We start from the raw sequence: 14,050 nt of genomic DNA, 5'->3' as shown, positions 1-14,050 counted from the left end.
GCTCTGTGAACTGCTGCCCCCTACGGTCTAGGGGCCGTGGGGGTTTCCCCACCCGGCAGCAGCGTCCCCGGTTCGGCCGCGGCGACATCCACGGCGTCGGTCTTGGGACTGTGCCGCTCCCGCCGGGACACCCAGCCGGCGAACCAGGAGAGCAGCATGCACATCCCGATGTAGATCGGCGAGATCACCATCACCACAGGGATGAACGGCAAATCGTAGTCCAGGTTCGACGCGATGAGCTTCCCGGCATGGAGGAACTCCTCATAGGTGATCAGATAGCCGAGCGAGGTGTCCTTCAGGGCGACCACCAACTGGCTGATGATGGCGGGCAGCATGGCCCGTACCGCCTGCGGCGCCAGCACATGCGTCATGACCTGCGTCTTACGCATGCCGAGCGCGAACGCGGCCTCCCCCTGGCCGCGTTCGACGCTGTGGACGCCCGAGCGGAACACCTCGGCGAGGACGGAGCCGTTGTAGAGGGTCAGTCCGGTCACCAGCGCGGGCAGCGGCTGCGCCTTCAGCGCCACGAAGACAAAGAAGATCATCACCAGCACCGGCATGGCGCGGAAGAACTCGACGACCGCGGTGGCCGGCCAACGCACCCAGCGATGGTCCGAGAGCCGTCCGAGGGCGAGCACTCCGCCGAGCGCCACCGACAGGGCACCGGCGATCGCGAAGGCCTTGAGCGTGTTGCCGAGCCCGCGCAGCAGGAGTTCCTGAATTCCCTTGTACTCGAAGGGCATCCACTTCGTGTAAGTGAACTGGCCTGTCCGGAACAGGAGATGGACGATCCACCCGAGCAGGGCGAGGATCACCAGGGTGGACAACACCCCGTAGATCAGGTGCCGTTGACGGGTCCGGGGGCCGGGGACGTCATAGAGGGCGGTGGCTCGGGTCATCGGGCGATCCCCCACTTCCGCTCCATCAGATGGAAGAGGGCGCTGATGGCGAGCGTGATGATCAGGTAGCCGACGGCGATCCAGACGAACGTCCAGATGATGTTGTAGCCCAGCTCGCTCAACGTCTTGTAGGTGCCGAGGAGTTCGGTGACGCTGAAGGCGCCCGCGATCGCCGAGTTCTTGGCGAGGGCGATGAGTGTGGAGCCGATGGGCGGGATGACCGAGCGGAACGCCTGGGGCAGCACGACCGTGCCGAGGGTCTGTCCGAAGGACATGCCCAGACTGCGGGCCGCCTCGCCCTGTCCCCTGGGCACGGTGTTGATGCCCGCGCGCAGCGCCTCGCAGATGAACGCCGAGGTGTAGCAGCCCAGCGCGATCACCGCGAACACCTGGAAGGGCAGCACCAGTCCGAACCTCGGCAGGCCGAGCAGCACCGCGAAGAACAGCAGGGTGAGCGGGGTGTTGCGCAGCACGGTCACCCACACGGTGCCGAACACCCGCAGCGACCCGACCGGCGCGACCCGGAAGGACGCCATCAGGAAACCGAGGACGAGCGCCAACACCGAGGCGTAGACGGTGAGTTCGACGGTGCCGAGGAAACCGTGGGCGAACGTCGGGAAGTTGTCTGTCAGTACGTTCATGAACCGGCCTGGTAGCGGTCGATGGCGGGCGGTTTCGGTGCGGGCACGCCGGACAGTCCGAGCGTCGCGTCGTAGGCCTTCTTCCAGTCGCCGTCCTTCTCGCGGGCCTCCAGGGCGTTGTCGAGTGCGAAGCGCAGGGCGTTGTCGGAGCGGGGGACGCCGATGCCGTACGGCTCCTGGGAGAACGGCTTGCCGACGACCTTGAGTTCGTCGGGGACCTTCGCCGCGTAGCCGATGAGGATGGCGTCGTCGGTGGTGACGGCGTCGACCTGGAAGGTCAGCAGGTTGTCGACGCAGACCGAGTAGGTGTCGTAGGAGACCAGGTCGGCCTTGGGGTAGTCGTCCTTGATCCGCTGGTAGGGCGTCGAACCGGCCGCCGAGCAGACGCGTTTGCCGGCGAGGTCCTGCGGTCCGTGGATGTCGTGTTCGTCGGAGCGCACCAGGAGCGACTGTCCCGCCAGGTAGTAGGGGCCGGCGAACCCGACCAGCTTCTTGCGGTTGGCGTTGATGGTGTAGGTGCCGACGTAGTAGTCGATCTGGCCGTTCTGGAGGGAGGTTTCACGGTTCGCGGAGGCAATGGTCTTGAAGCGGACGGTCTTCGGCGGGAAGCCGAGGGAGGCCGACATCATCTTGGCGATCTCGATGTCGAAGCCGGAGTAGACACCGGTCGCCGGGTCCTTCTCGCCCAGGTACGGCTGGTCCTCCTTGGCGCCGACGACGAGATGACCGCGCTTCTTGGCGCGCACCCAGGTCGGCGACGACGTCAACTCGTAGCCCCGTGCGACCTGGTAGTCGGGCAGCCGGTCGGCCGCCGGGCCCTTGACGGGCGGGCTGCCGTTCTTGCCGCAGGCGGCGGCGAGCAGCGCGACGGACACGGCAAGCGCCGTGCACACACGTGTGGTGCGGAACATGGATCGCCCTCCCGCGCTCAGTGCTTGAGGATCTTGGAGAGGAAATCCCTGGCGCGCTCGCTGCGCGGGGCGGTGAAGAACTCCTCGGGAGCGCGGTCCTCGACGATGCGGCCGTCGGCCATGAAGGCGACACGGTTGGCGGCGGACCGGGCGAACCCCATCTCGTGGGTGACGACGACCATCGTCATGCCGTCCCGGGCGAGTTGCCGCATGACCTCAAGCACCTCGTTGATCATCTCGGGGTCGAGCGCGGAGGTCGGCTCGTCGAACAGCAGGGCCTTGGGTTCCATGGCGAGGGCGCGGGCGATGGCCACGCGCTGCTGCTGGCCGCCGGAGAGCTGCGCGGGATATTTGGCGGCCTGGTCGGCGAGCCCGACCCGGTCGAGGAGCTCACGGGAGCGCCGGTCGGCGTCGTCGCGTCTGCGGCGGCGGACCTTGGTCTGGGCGAGCGAGACGTTCTGCAACACCGTCTTGTGGGCGAACAGGTTGAACGACTGGAAGACCATGCCGACCTCGGCGCGGAGCTTCGCGAGTGCTCGGCCCTCCTCGGGCAGCGGCCTGCCGTCGAGCAGGATCGAGCCGGACTGGATGGTCTCCAATCGGTTGATCGTGCGGCACAGCGTGGACTTCCCCGACCCCGAGGGGCCGATGACCACGACCACCTCCCCCTTCGCCACGGTGAGGTCGATGTCCCGCAGGACGTGCAGCTCCCCGTAGTACTTGTTGACGTCACGCAGCTCGATCAACGGATCGACGGCCATACGCAGCCCTACTCACTCTCAGCTGTGTCGTGGTTGCCGCAAACTATCCAGGCGACAGTGAACTGAGGACACGACACGCACTTTTCGGGCATTAGCCGTATTTACGTCGAGGGGCGATTGCCGGACCCGTGAGCGGGCGTCAGGGTTTGTTCCGGGTTCAGGACTCGGCGACTTCGGCGTAGAGCTGGGAGAGTTCGGGAACGCCGCTCGCCGCCCACTCCTGACCCGCCGCGACGACGTCGAACTCACGGCCGGACGCCAGGTGGACGACGGGCTGGCCGTCCTGGCGGATCGCCCACCCCGCGTCCGCGACGGTGCGCACGAGGACCGTGCCGAGATAGAGACCGGCGTCGTTGCCGAGCCACGGCAGGATCTCCGCGTCGTCCCGCCAGCCCGGGACGAGTTGGTCGAGCGCCTCCAACGAGGCCACGGAGTCGTCGAGTTGGACGCCCGCGCGGTAGGCCTGGTCCCGCAGGAGTTCGCACTCGGAAAGCAGTTCGGCGATGCCCTCCGGGTCGCGCGGCTCAGAACTGTCACGACGCCTGCCCAGAAAAGGGATGTTCATAGGTTCAGCGTCGCATCGACGACAGGCCCCGCACCACAGGGCACGCGGACGGCACCGCCGGGCGTACCAAGGCGCGTCCGGGTGCGCGGAGTTGGCCTGAGTGTCTCCTGCGCGCCCCCGTCACCGGTCGTTACTGTCGGCACGTCAGTTCCCCGGTGGGAAGGAAGTGCGGTCATGCGCCCGAGATCCTTGGTCCGGGGAGTCGTCCCCGTCGTGCTCGCGGCGCTGCTCGGCGCCGTGCCCGTGGGAGCCGCGCGGGCGGCGGGCGGCGCGGCTCACGCGGGGCGCGGGCCACAGCCGTTGGAACGTCTCTTCGACAACAGGGCCGTCAGCGACGACGGCCGGCCGGAGCGCGCGGACCTCGACGGCTCGGGTGGCTCGCTGTCCGCGCGGGATCTGACGGCCGCGGGGTGGGTGCCGGGCCGCGTGCTCACCGTGCAGGGCGCCCGCCTGACCTGGCCGCGCAGCCGTCCTGGGCAGCCCGACAACGTCCGGGCCGCCGGTCAGACCGTCCGGGTGGGCGGACGCGGCGACGCCCTCGCCTTCCTCGTCACGGGCACCGGCGGCGCACCGACGAGCGGCGCGGGCACGGTCGCGTACGGCGACGGCTCCCGCTCGACATACCGGCTGGCCGCGCCCGACTGGCGTACCGGCCCGGCCGCCACGAAGGCCGTGACCCTCCCCCACGTCAACACACCCACCGGCCAACTCACCGCGCCCGCACGGCTGTACATCGTCACCGTGCCGCTCAGGCCGGGCCGCGCGGTCACGTCCGTACGGCTGCCGCGGGCGGCCGGCCTGCATGTGTTCGCGCTGTCGGTGCGGGCGTCCGGGCAGGGCTGGAGCGGGAGTTGGGCGACGGCGACGTCCGTCCTGGCGGCGGTGGGGCCGTGGACGGACCGGACGCTGCGGCTGGTCGTGCACACCTCGGTGGGCGGGCCGCGGGTGCGGCTGCGGTTCGACAACACGTTCGCAGCGACGCCGGTACGGATCGGGAGCGCGACCGTGGCCGTGCAGCAGGCGGGGGCGGGCGCGCGGGGTGCGCCGGTCGCGCTCGCGTTCCGGGGCGCGGCGGGCGTCGAGATCCCGCCGGGCGCGCAGGCGTTCAGCGATCCGCTGGCGTTCCCTGTCCCGGCCGACACCAATCTGCTGGTGAGTTTCCATCTGCCGGGGACCGTGCCGACGGCACCTGTGCACCGGATGACGTTGCAGCGCTCCTACCTCAGCGGCCCCGGCGACCACACGGCGGACGGTACGGCGACGGCGTACCCGACGGTCCTGACCAGTTGGCCGCTGCTGACCGGGGTGGACGTGAGCGGTGGGCCGGGGTCCGTGGTGGCGCTCGGCGACTCGATCACCGACGGGGACAAGTCGACGACGGACGCCAACCGCCGTTGGCCGAACGTGCTGGCCTCCCGGCTGCTGGGACAGCGCGCGGTGCCGCGTTACGGGGTCCTCGACCAGGGGATCTCGGGCAACCAGGTGGTCGCCGAGCGCTACTCCGGTGACGGGGTGTCCACCGACGCGTCCGGCGTGAGCGCCCTGCACCGCTTCGACCGGGAGGTCCTCGCGCAGACCTCGGTGCGGACGGCGATCGTCTTCGAGGGCATCAACGACGTCCGCTGGCAGGCCCCCGCGGACCAGGTCGTCGCCGGGCTGCGGGAACTGGCCCGGCGCGGGCACGCCCGGGGGCTGCGGATGCTGGCGGCCACGCTCCTGCCCTGCGCGGGCGAGGCGCTCTGCACGGCCGCCGTCGACGCGCAGCGGGTCGCCGTCAACACCTGGCTGCGGGGCAACGACGTGTTCGACGGCGTCCTCGACTTCGACGCGGTCGTGCGCGACCCGGCCGACCCCGCGCGCATCCTGCCCGCCTACGACAGCGGCGACCATCTGCACCCGGGGGACGCGGGGCTCGCGGCGCTCGCGGACTCGGTGGACCTGCGGCTGCTGTAGGGGCGGGGCCGCCTCGGAGGCGGGGTGCGCGGGGCGGGGCTCACACGTCCAGGTCGACGACCACCGGGGCGTGGTCCGAGGCGCCCTTGCCCTTGCGCTCCTCCCGGTCCACGTAGGAGTCCGTCACGGCCTTCGCGAAGGGTTCGTTGCCGTACACCAGGTCGATGCGCATGCCCCGGTTCTTGGGGAAGGCGAGCTGGCGGTAGTCCCAGTAGGTGTACGGGTGGGCGTACTTGAGGGGGCGCGGGACGATGTCCGACAGTCCCGCCTCGCGCAGGTCGGCGAGGGCGGCGCGCTCGGCGGGGGTGACGTGGGTGAGGCCCTCGAACGCGGCCACGTCGAAGACGTCGTCGTCGGTCGGCGCGACGTTGTAGTCACCGAGCACCGCGAACGGGCGGCTGCCCGCGGCATCCCCGGCGACGGCCGCCTTGAGGGCCTCGAACCACTGGAGCTTGTACGCGTAGTGCGGGTGGTCCACCTCACGGCCGTTGGGCACGTAGACCGACCAGACGCGGACCGGGCCGCAGGTCGCCGACACCGCGCGGGGCTCCTCGGCGCCGTCGTACGCGGGGCCGCCGGGCAGGCCCTTGACGACGTCGGTGAGGCCGACGCGGGAAAGCACCGCCACGCCGTTCCACCGGCCGGTCGCGTTGACCGCGGCCTCGTAACCGGCCTCGCGCAGCTGGTCGAACGGGAACTGCGCCTCGGCCAGCTTGGCCTCCTGGAGGCAGAGCACGTCCGTGCCGCTGCTCTCCAGCCAGGCCAGCAGCCTCGGCAGGCGGGCGGTGATCGAGTTGACGTTCCAGGTCGCGATGCGCATGTCTCACAACCTACCGGGCCCCACTGACAGCCCGGTCCCCGCTCACACGTCGGCGGACGTCCCGGGGGCGAGCCGCAGGTGTTCGGCACCGCCGAGGGCGCCGATCTGACGGTCGTAGAGGGGGCGGGCCAGGTCGGTGAGGAGGGCGTCGTGGATGTCGTAGGCGCGCTGCGGGGCGACCTCGCGGACATAGTCGATGACCTCGGAGATCTTGCTCCAGGGGGCCATTACCGGCAGCAACAGCGTCTCCACCGGCCGGTCCGGGACGGTGAGGGCGTCGCCGGGGTGGAAGACCTTCCCGTCGTCGATCAGGTAGCCGACGTTGGTGATGCGCGGGATGTCCGGGTGGATGACGGCGTGCAGCTCGCCGTGGACCTGGACGTCGAAGCCCGCGGCGGTGAACGTGTCGCCGTGGCCGACGGTGTGGACGCGCCCGGGGAAGGCCGCCGAGAGCTGGTCGGCGACCGACTTCAGGGTCCAGATCTCGACCTGCGGGTCGGCGTCCAGCGCGGCCCGCAGATGACCCTCGTCGAAGTGGTCGGCGTGCTCGTGGGTGACGAGGATCGCGTCGGCGCCCACCGCCGCGTCCGCCTCGCCGAAACCACCCGGGTCGAGGACGAGCGTCCGCCCGCCCTTCTCAAGACGCACGCACGCGTGGGACAACTTTGTCAGCTTCATGCCCCCATCCTCCCTCGCAAGGATCAACGACGCTCACTCCTCCGGGGTGGTCTCCTCCCGGATGACCTGCTGCGCCACCTTGAATGCGCTGTTGGCGGCCGGGACCCCGCAGTAGACGGCCGCCTGGAGCAGCACTTCCTTGATCTCGACGGGGGTGAGGCCGTTGCGCAGCGCCGCGCGGGTGTGGAAGGCCAGCTCGTCGAGGTGACCGCCCGCGACCAGCGCGGTGAGGGTGACACAGCTGCGGGAGCGCCGGTCGAGGCCCGGCCGGTCCCAGATCTCGCCCCACGCGTACCGGGTGATGAACTCCTGGAAGTCCCCGGAGAACTCGTCCGCCTGCGCCAGCGCCCGGTCCACGTGCGCGTCCCCGAGCACCTCGCGGCGCACCTTGATCCCGGCGTCGTACGGATCGGGCCGGCCCGCCGCGACGGCCTGCGGCGGGACGACGGCCGGGGCGATCTCGGCGATGGGCGCGGCCGACGGAGCGGGCTGCGCGGGCGCCGTCAACACGGGCTTGACGGGCCCGGCCGGAATCGCGATCTGGCCGGTGGTCGAGTCGAACGCGGGCTGCCAGGCGGTGGAGAAGTGCCGGATCAGCAGGTCGGTGACGGCGGCGGGCTGCTCCACCGGAACGAGGTGCGAGGCACCGGGAACGACGGCGAGCCGGGCGTCAGGGATGCCCGCGACCAGGGTGCGGGCCTCGGCGGGCCCGGTGACCTGGTCGTCGGAGCCGACGAGCACCAGGGTGGGCACGCCGACCCGGCCCAGTTCGCCGCGGACGTCGAAGGCGGCGAGCGCCTCGCAGGAGGCGATGTAGCAGCCGGGGTCGGTGGTGCGGACCATCTGCACCGCCCACTCGGTGATCGCGGGCTGCGCCGCCGCGAACCCGCCGGTGAACCAGCGGTCCGGCGAGGAGCGGGCGATCGGGTCGAGGCCGTTGCTGCGCACGATCACGCCCCGCTGGCGGAACTCGTCCGCCGAACCGAACCGGGGCGAGGCGGCGATCAGCGCGAGCGAGGCGAGGCGCTCCGGGTGGCGCAGGGCCAGCTCGATGCCGACGGCGCCGCCGAGCGCGCAGCCCGCGTAGCCGAAGCGGTGCACGCCCAGCTTGTCGAAGGTCGCCAGCAGCCGGTTGACCAGCTCGGACACCGAACCGGCCGGGTAGGCGGGCGCGCCGCCATGCCCGGGCAGATCGAAGCGGAAGACCCGCCACTGCTTCGTCAACTCAGGCATCTGACGGTCCCACATGTGCCATGTGGTGCCGAGCGAGGGACCGAGGATGAGGACCGGGGCGTCTTCCGGACCATCGCACCGGTACTGGAGGGCGGGGCTCTTCGTCTCACTCACCGCTCCACGCTAACCGCCGAATCCCGCCCTCCGTCCCCTGGGGCCCCACTCCCCACACCCCACTCCCGTACATCCGCAGGGAATCCCCACAGACTCTTCACCATCGGAAGGGTTGCAGGGGCCTCCGATGGGTGAAAGCGGGCGTCACAGGTCGGTCGTCGTGGTGGCGGCGGTCAGGGCGCCCACCGGGTCCAGGTCGGGGGCGCCTCGCGGCCACCAGTCGTCGTCGCCGGGTTCGGACTCGTACGCGTACCAGAGGCCGTCGCGGCCCAGCCGGAGCTGGACGTGGCCGCACGGGTGGGTGAGGTGGTTGCGCCAGGGGCGGAACGCCGGGAGGTCGGCGGCGAGGAGCAGCGGGCGGGCCCGGTCGAAGCGGCCGGCCGGCGGGTCCCACGGCTCCTCCAGGACGGCCAGGCCCTCGATGCCGCCCTGCCGCCACGCGGCGACCGCGCGCGCCAGTTGGGCCGGGGTACGGTCGGTGGCGTGGGCGAGCGAGGCGTACAGCGCGCGCGTGGCCGCGGTGAGGCCGGAGCCGGGGCGGGCGGCGGCGAGCCGGACCGCGTCCTGCCACAGCGTCAACTCCCCCACCGGGTCACGTCCGGTGCCGAGCAGCGCGTACGCGCGTGCCGCCGCGTCCGTCGCCAACTGATCCAGCGCGAAGGGGTCGGGTCCGCCCGGTGCCGCCGGGTAGGCGGGCGGCTGCCCGGGGTGCGGGGGCAGGGGCAACGGGCGTGGCAGCGGCGGGAGTTGACCTGCGGCCAGCGCTTCGCTCGCGCGGACGCCGGGCAAGGGCGCCGGGTCCTGCTCCCGTGCGGCACGGGCGGCCCTCGCCGCGCTGAGCCGGGACAGCGCGTCGAGCAACTGGCGTTCGCCCCGGCCCCGCAGCAGGAGCAGCACGAAGGGATCGGCGTCGAGCAGCCGGGCCGCCTGGTAGCAGAGCGCGGCGGCGTGCTTGCAGGGGTGCCCGGCGTCGGGGCAACTGCACTGCGGGTCCAGCTCCCCCGCGCCGGGCAGCAGCGCCACCCCGCAGTCGGCCAGGGACTGCGGCAACTCCTTGTCGAGCAGCGCCGCGATGTGCCCGGTCCGGTCGACGGCGGCCTCCAGGAACCGCGTCCACTCCTCGTCGTCGAGGGTCCGCAGCCGCACCTGCACCCGGTACGGGCGCGGACGGCTCCCCTGCACGTACCCGAGCACGAGGCCCGGCGTCACGGTGATCGCGTCCACATACCCTTGATCGGCGTAACTCCGGCCCCGCGCCAGCCGCTTGACGTCCAACGCGCCGTCCTCCAGCGCGGAGACCCAGGCATTGCCCCACCAGGTCTCCGCGAACGAAGCACCGGCGAGGGTGGAGTCCGCTCCCGGTCGCGGCGGGAACGCCGGGAAGGTACGCCGGAGTTCACCGTCCCGCGTGGGTGCGGCCATGGAGGCGGGCGCGGCGGGGGCCGAGGTGGGCGCGGGGCTCGCCTCCGGCGGTGCCTCTTGGTGACCGGGCTGCCACTCGAACTCCGGCTCCGGGTCCGTCTCGGGCTCCGGGTCCGGTTCGTCGACCGGCATCCGGAAGGCTCCGTCCAACAGCTCCTCCAGCGCCCGCACTTGGCGAGGGGCGGGTGCCGGGGGCTCGCCGTTCCGGGTGGGTGTCTGGTCGTCGCGTTGTCCGGTGGGTGCGAGGGCGGGACGGGGTGACCGGCGCCCGGACGTTGACGCCGTGCGCTCGGCTTCCTCCTGCGCCTTCCGCGTCTCCTCCCTGGCGACCCGCAACGCCTCCCGCGCGAGGTCGGCAGGACGCGTACTCGCGGCGGGCACGGTGCGGTCGGAGGGGGTGGAGCCGTCGCCGGGGCTGATCACATCGACGTCGGACACCGGGGCGGCGGGGGCAGCGTCCGCCAGATCCGCACTCCGGGACTCCACGGGCGTGCGCGCGGGCGCGTCCGGCGTGGCGGTCACGAGCGTCAGGTGCGACGCGCGGGGTGCGTCGGACGTCGACTTTGACGGCGTTGAAACGTCGGTTGCGTAGCCGTTGCCCGTGCCGGCCGCCGCGTTCTCGCTCCGGTCGCCCTCCGTCCCCACGCCCGTGCCCCGCCGCGCGGCCACCGCTCGCCGCAACGCCGCACGCGCGGCATCCCCGGGCCGAGCCTCGACAGGCGCCGCTTCAGGGACGGCGGGCTCGTCGACACCGGGTTCATGAGGGGCGGGCTCGTGGGCGCCGGTGGCATGAGGGGCGGGCTCGTGGGCGCCGGGTTCCCGGACAGCGGGTTCTGGAACGCCAGCTTCTCGGGCGTCGGGTTCCCAGGAAGCAGCCTCGCGGGTGCCGGGCTCGCGCCCGCCGGGTGCGCGCGCACCAGGCTCATCAACGGTGGACTCGTGGGCGGATTCAGCGGTCGCCGCTCGTCCAGCCCCGTTCCCCTCCGGGGCCTCCGCCACTCCTGGGGCCGCCGCATCCTGGAGTGCACCGCTCGGCGCCGTCGTTCCGCCGGAGCGCCAGTCCGCTCGCCAATCCGCTCGGCCTTCCCGCTCTCCGCGTGCCCCGGTGGCACCACGGGTGCGTTCCTCGTCCGCCTCGCGGGCCTGCTTCTCCCGGGCCTCGCGGGCCTCCCGCAGGGCGCGGCGGGCCTCGTCCGCGCCGGGGCTCATGGCTGCCTCCGGAGGGAGACCAGGTCGGTCAGATCTCGGTCGGACAGCTCGGTGAGGGCCGATTCGCCGGAGCCGAGGATGGCGTCGGCGAGGGCACGCTTGGACTCCAGCATCTCCGCGATGCGGTCCTCGACCGTGCCCTCGGTGATGAGGCGGTGGACCTGGACCGGCTGGGTCTGGCCGATGCGGTAGGCGCGGTCGGTGGCCTGCTCCTCGACCGCCGGGTTCCACCAGCGGTCGAAGTGGATGACGTGCCCCGCGCGGGTGAGGTTCAGACCGGTACCGGCTGCCTTCAGGGAGAGGACCAGGACCGGGGTGGCGCCGTCCTGGAACCGGTCCACCATGTGCTCCCGCTCCGGGATCGGCGTGCCGCCGTGCAGGAGGTCGACCGGCACCGCGCGGGCGCTGAGGTGGGCGGCGATCATGCGGGCCATGCCGACGTACTGGGTGAAGACCAGCGCGGAACCGTCCTCGGCGAGCACCGTGTCCAACAGCTCGTCGAGCAGGGCGAGTTTGCCGGAGCGGCCGAGCAGGCGGTCGCCGCGGGCGTCCTCCTTCAGATACAGGGCGGGGTGGTCGCAGATCTGCTTCAGTGCGCCGAGGAGCTTGAGGACCAGGCCTCGGCGGGCGATGCCCTGGGAGGTCTCGATGGCGAGCAGGGACTCGCGGACCACCGCCTCGTACAGGGCGGCCTGTTCACGGCTGAGCGGCACCGGGTGGTCCGTCTCCGTCTTGGGCGGCAGTTCGGGAACGATGCCGGGGTCGGACTTCTTGCGGCGCAGCAGGAACGGGCGGACCAGTCGGGCGAGCCTGGCCACCGCCTCGTCGTCCTCGCCGTTCTCCACCGCGCGCGCGTGCCGGGCGCGGAACGACTTGAGGGGGCCGAGGAGTCCGGGGGTGGTCCAGTCGAGGAGGGCCCACAGCTCGGAGAGGTTGTTCTCGACCGGGGTGCCGGTGAGGGCGACGCGCGCCGGGGACCCGATCGTGCGCAGCGCCTTCGCCGTCGCCGAGTAGGGGTTCTTGACGTGCTGCGCCTCGTCGGCGACGACCATGCCCCACTGTCGTTCCGCGAGGGTCGGCGCGGCCGTGCGCATGGTGCCGTACGTGGTGAGGACGAAGCCGCCGCTGAGGTCGTCCAGGGTGCGGTCGGGGCCGTGGAAGCGGCGGACGGGGACGCCGGGTGCGAAACGGTTGATCTCACGCTGCCAGTTGCCCATGAGGGAGGCGGGGCAGACGACCAACGTCGGTTCGTCGCGCGCGCGTCGGAGGTGCAGGGCGATGAGGGTGATCGTCTTGCCGAGGCCCATGTCGTCGGCGAGGCAGCCGCCGAGGCCGAGGGAGGTCATGAGGTCGAGCCAGGCCAGGCCGCGCAGTTGGTAGTCCCGCAGGGTGGCGGCGAGCCCGGCCGGCGGTTCGGCGGGACGCACCCCGGCCGTGAGGCGGTCCCGCAGGGTGGCGAGGGCTCCGGTGGGCACCGCTTCGACGGTCTCGCCGTCGACCTCCGCGCTGCCGGTGAGGGCCATGGAGAGCGCGTCGACCGGGTCGAGTAGGCCCAGTTCACGCTTGCGTGCCTTGCGGACCAGGGCCGGGTCGACGAGCACCCACTGGTCACGCAGCCGGACGACGGGCCGGTGGGCCTCGGCGAGCGCGTCCATCTCGGCGTCGCTGAGCGGGTCGCCGCCGAGCGCCAACTGCCAGCGGAACTGAAGCAGTTCCTCCCTCTCGAAGAAGCCGGTGCCGTCGGTCGCGGAGCCCGGGGCGGGCCGCACCACAGCCGCCGCGGACAGGTCCTGTGCCAGGTCGCGCGGCCAGTGCACGGCGACCCCGGCCGCCGCGAGCCGGGTAGCGGCCACCCCGAGCAACTCGCCCACCTCCTCCTCCGACAGGGCGAGAACGTCGGGCACGTCCTGCTCGGTGAGCCGGTCGAGCGGTGCCCAGACGCGGGCCGCGCGGCGCACGGCGAGGGCAGCGTCCACCCGCGCGCGGGGACCGAAGACGGCGTCCGCGTCGCCCGCCCAGAGGGCCGCCGCGTCGGCGACCAGGGTGGGGTCGGCGAGGCTGTGCACCTGGACGACCGCCGCTCCCGCGCTGCGGGCCCGCCCGCTGTCGTCGAACAGTTCGTACGCCGACAGGTCCAGGCGGAGCGAGATACGCACGCCCGCGTCCATCCCGGCGGCGACCTCGGCGGCCCAGTCCTCGGCGCCGGGCAGGCGCTGCGGGCGGCGGTCCGCGAAGGGTTTGCCGCAGGTGTGGGGGGCGGCGGGGGTGCGGGGCAGGGTGTCGACGACGGCGTCGAGGAAGGCGCGGACGAGGGCCTCGGGCTCGGGCAGCCTGAGCGGTCCAGGTCCGGGCAACGGGACCGGGTGGCCTTCGTGGGGCAGGGCGGCGGCGACGGCTCTGAGGTGGGTGATGTCGTCCGGCTCCAGTGGTCCGGCCCGCCACGCGTCGTGCCCGGTGGCGGTGAGGCCCGGCAGCAGGCGACCGCGCGCGGTGAGGTGCAGCGCGTGCAGGGCGGCGGCTCCCCAGCAGGCGGTGGCGGGGTGGGCGGCGGGGTCGCGGCGGGCCCGCGCGAGCAGGGGCAGCGCCTCTTCGATCGGGAGGGTCAGCGCGGGGACGGTCCTGCGGCGGACCCCCGCGCCGTGCGCCCTGACCACCGTCAGCTCGGAGTCCTCGGCGGGCAGCGGGCCGTCCTCCGGGTCCCAGAAGGCGATCCGGCCGTTCCTCGGCAGGGGCGCGGGCAGGAAGACGGCGGCGAGTCGGGTGGGTACCCGCCGCGCCGTTCCGTCCGCCGTCTCGGCCATGTCGCCCATACGACGTCTCACCTCCCGCCCGTGTGTCGGATCA

General features: G+C 72.5%; 11 protein-coding genes. 1 reads left to right on the top strand and 10 read right to left on the bottom strand.

The window, feature by feature from the left end; all coding sequences use genetic code 11:
• Nucleotides 1-20 precede the first annotated feature (20 nt).
• The 5 genes from ACIQOU_RS06455 to ACIQOU_RS06435 all read right to left on the bottom strand — a co-directional run bounded on the left by ACIQOU_RS06455 (nucleotide 21) and on the right by ACIQOU_RS06435 (nucleotide 3,777).
• Nucleotides 21-899 (bottom strand): amino acid ABC transporter permease, encoded by an 879-nt coding sequence (locus ACIQOU_RS06455; RefSeq protein ID WP_401534382.1) that lies wholly within the window; start codon nucleotides 897-899, stop codon nucleotides 21-23.
• Nucleotides 896-1,540: an amino acid ABC transporter permease gene (locus ACIQOU_RS06450; RefSeq protein WP_401534380.1), complete on the bottom strand. Its 645-nt coding sequence runs from the start codon at nucleotides 1,538-1,540 to the stop codon at nucleotides 896-898. The genes ACIQOU_RS06455 and ACIQOU_RS06450 overlap by 4 nt, the downstream gene beginning before the upstream one ends.
• Nucleotides 1,537-2,451 (bottom strand): glutamate ABC transporter substrate-binding protein, encoded by a 915-nt coding sequence (locus ACIQOU_RS06445; RefSeq protein ID WP_401534379.1) that lies wholly within the window; start codon nucleotides 2,449-2,451, stop codon nucleotides 1,537-1,539. The genes ACIQOU_RS06450 and ACIQOU_RS06445 overlap by 4 nt, the downstream gene beginning before the upstream one ends.
• 17 nt (nucleotides 2,452-2,468) lie before the next feature.
• Nucleotides 2,469-3,212 carry an amino acid ABC transporter ATP-binding protein gene (locus ACIQOU_RS06440; protein ID WP_401534378.1) on the bottom strand — a complete coding sequence of 248 codons (744 nt, stop codon included), beginning with the start codon at nucleotides 3,210-3,212 and terminating at the stop codon, nucleotides 2,469-2,471.
• A gap of 157 nt (nucleotides 3,213-3,369) precedes the next feature.
• On the bottom strand, nucleotides 3,370-3,777 hold the full coding sequence (locus ACIQOU_RS06435; protein ID WP_401534376.1) for a DUF6278 family protein: 408 nt from the start codon (nucleotides 3,775-3,777) through the stop codon (nucleotides 3,370-3,372).
• 174 nt (nucleotides 3,778-3,951) lie between these two features.
• Here ACIQOU_RS06435 and ACIQOU_RS06430 point away from each other — a divergent pair, with 174 nt between their 5' ends.
• A complete protein-coding gene (locus ACIQOU_RS06430) occupies nucleotides 3,952-5,730 on the top strand; it encodes a GDSL-type esterase/lipase family protein (protein ID WP_401534374.1) in 1,779 nt (592 codons plus the stop codon).
• 40 nt (nucleotides 5,731-5,770) lie between these two features.
• On the opposite strand, the gene ACIQOU_RS06425 is transcribed toward ACIQOU_RS06430, so the two are convergent.
• The 5 genes from ACIQOU_RS06425 to ACIQOU_RS06405 all read right to left on the bottom strand — a co-directional run bounded on the left by ACIQOU_RS06425 (nucleotide 5,771) and on the right by ACIQOU_RS06405 (nucleotide 14,016).
• The gene (locus ACIQOU_RS06425) at nucleotides 5,771-6,550 is read right to left on the bottom strand and encodes an exodeoxyribonuclease III (RefSeq protein ID WP_401534373.1); all 780 of its coding nucleotides are present in this window, start codon (nucleotides 6,548-6,550) and stop codon (nucleotides 5,771-5,773) included.
• A 42-nt stretch (nucleotides 6,551-6,592) separates the two neighbouring features.
• On the bottom strand, nucleotides 6,593-7,228 hold the full coding sequence (locus tag ACIQOU_RS06420; RefSeq protein WP_401534372.1) for an MBL fold metallo-hydrolase: 636 nt from the start codon (nucleotides 7,226-7,228) through the stop codon (nucleotides 6,593-6,595).
• 33 nt (nucleotides 7,229-7,261) lie between these two features.
• Entirely contained in the window at nucleotides 7,262-8,575 is a 1,314-nt protein-coding gene (gene pcaC / locus ACIQOU_RS06415; RefSeq protein WP_401534371.1) for a 4-carboxymuconolactone decarboxylase, read from the bottom strand.
• Nucleotides 8,576-8,719: 144 nt separating this feature from the next.
• Nucleotides 8,720-10,519: an SWIM zinc finger family protein gene (locus tag ACIQOU_RS06410; protein ID WP_401534370.1), complete on the bottom strand. Its 1,800-nt coding sequence runs from the start codon at nucleotides 10,517-10,519 to the stop codon at nucleotides 8,720-8,722.
• A 683-nt stretch (nucleotides 10,520-11,202) separates the two neighbouring features.
• Nucleotides 11,203-14,016 carry an SNF2-related protein gene (locus ACIQOU_RS06405; RefSeq protein WP_401534368.1) on the bottom strand — a complete coding sequence of 938 codons (2,814 nt, stop codon included), beginning with the start codon at nucleotides 14,014-14,016 and terminating at the stop codon, nucleotides 11,203-11,205.
• Nucleotides 14,017-14,050: the final 34 nt, after the last annotated feature.

The organism is Streptomyces sp. NPDC091279 (genome assembly GCF_044757465.1).
Classification (GTDB): domain Bacteria; phylum Actinomycetota; class Actinomycetes; order Streptomycetales; family Streptomycetaceae; genus Streptomyces.
The sequence above is the reverse complement of the archived record's forward strand: the minus strand, read 5'-3'. Positions and strand labels throughout refer to the sequence as shown.

Excerpts from the sequence above, each read along its gene's own strand:
- ACIQOU_RS06445 (WP_401534379.1), bottom strand. The coding sequence starts at position 2,451 with ATGTTCCGCACCACACGTGTGTGCACGGCGCTTGCCGTGTCCGTCGCG.
- ACIQOU_RS06440 (WP_401534378.1), bottom strand. The coding sequence starts at position 3,212 with ATGGCCGTCGATCCGTTGATCGAGCTGCGTGACGTCAACAAGTACTAC.
- ACIQOU_RS06435 (WP_401534376.1), bottom strand. The coding sequence starts at position 3,777 with ATGAACATCCCTTTTCTGGGCAGGCGTCGTGACAGTTCTGAGCCGCGC.
- ACIQOU_RS06455 (WP_401534382.1), bottom strand. The coding sequence starts at position 899 with ATGACCCGAGCCACCGCCCTCTATGACGTCCCCGGCCCCCGGACCCGT.
- ACIQOU_RS06430 (WP_401534374.1), top strand. The coding sequence starts at position 3,952 with ATGCGCCCGAGATCCTTGGTCCGGGGAGTCGTCCCCGTCGTGCTCGCG.
- ACIQOU_RS06450 (WP_401534380.1), bottom strand. The coding sequence starts at position 1,540 with ATGAACGTACTGACAGACAACTTCCCGACGTTCGCCCACGGTTTCCTC.
- ACIQOU_RS06425 (WP_401534373.1), bottom strand. The coding sequence starts at position 6,550 with ATGCGCATCGCGACCTGGAACGTCAACTCGATCACCGCCCGCCTGCCG.
- ACIQOU_RS06405 (WP_401534368.1), bottom strand. The coding sequence starts at position 14,016 with ATGGGCGACATGGCCGAGACGGCGGACGGAACGGCGCGGCGGGTACCC.
- ACIQOU_RS06420 (WP_401534372.1), bottom strand. The coding sequence starts at position 7,228 with ATGAAGCTGACAAAGTTGTCCCACGCGTGCGTGCGTCTTGAGAAGGGC.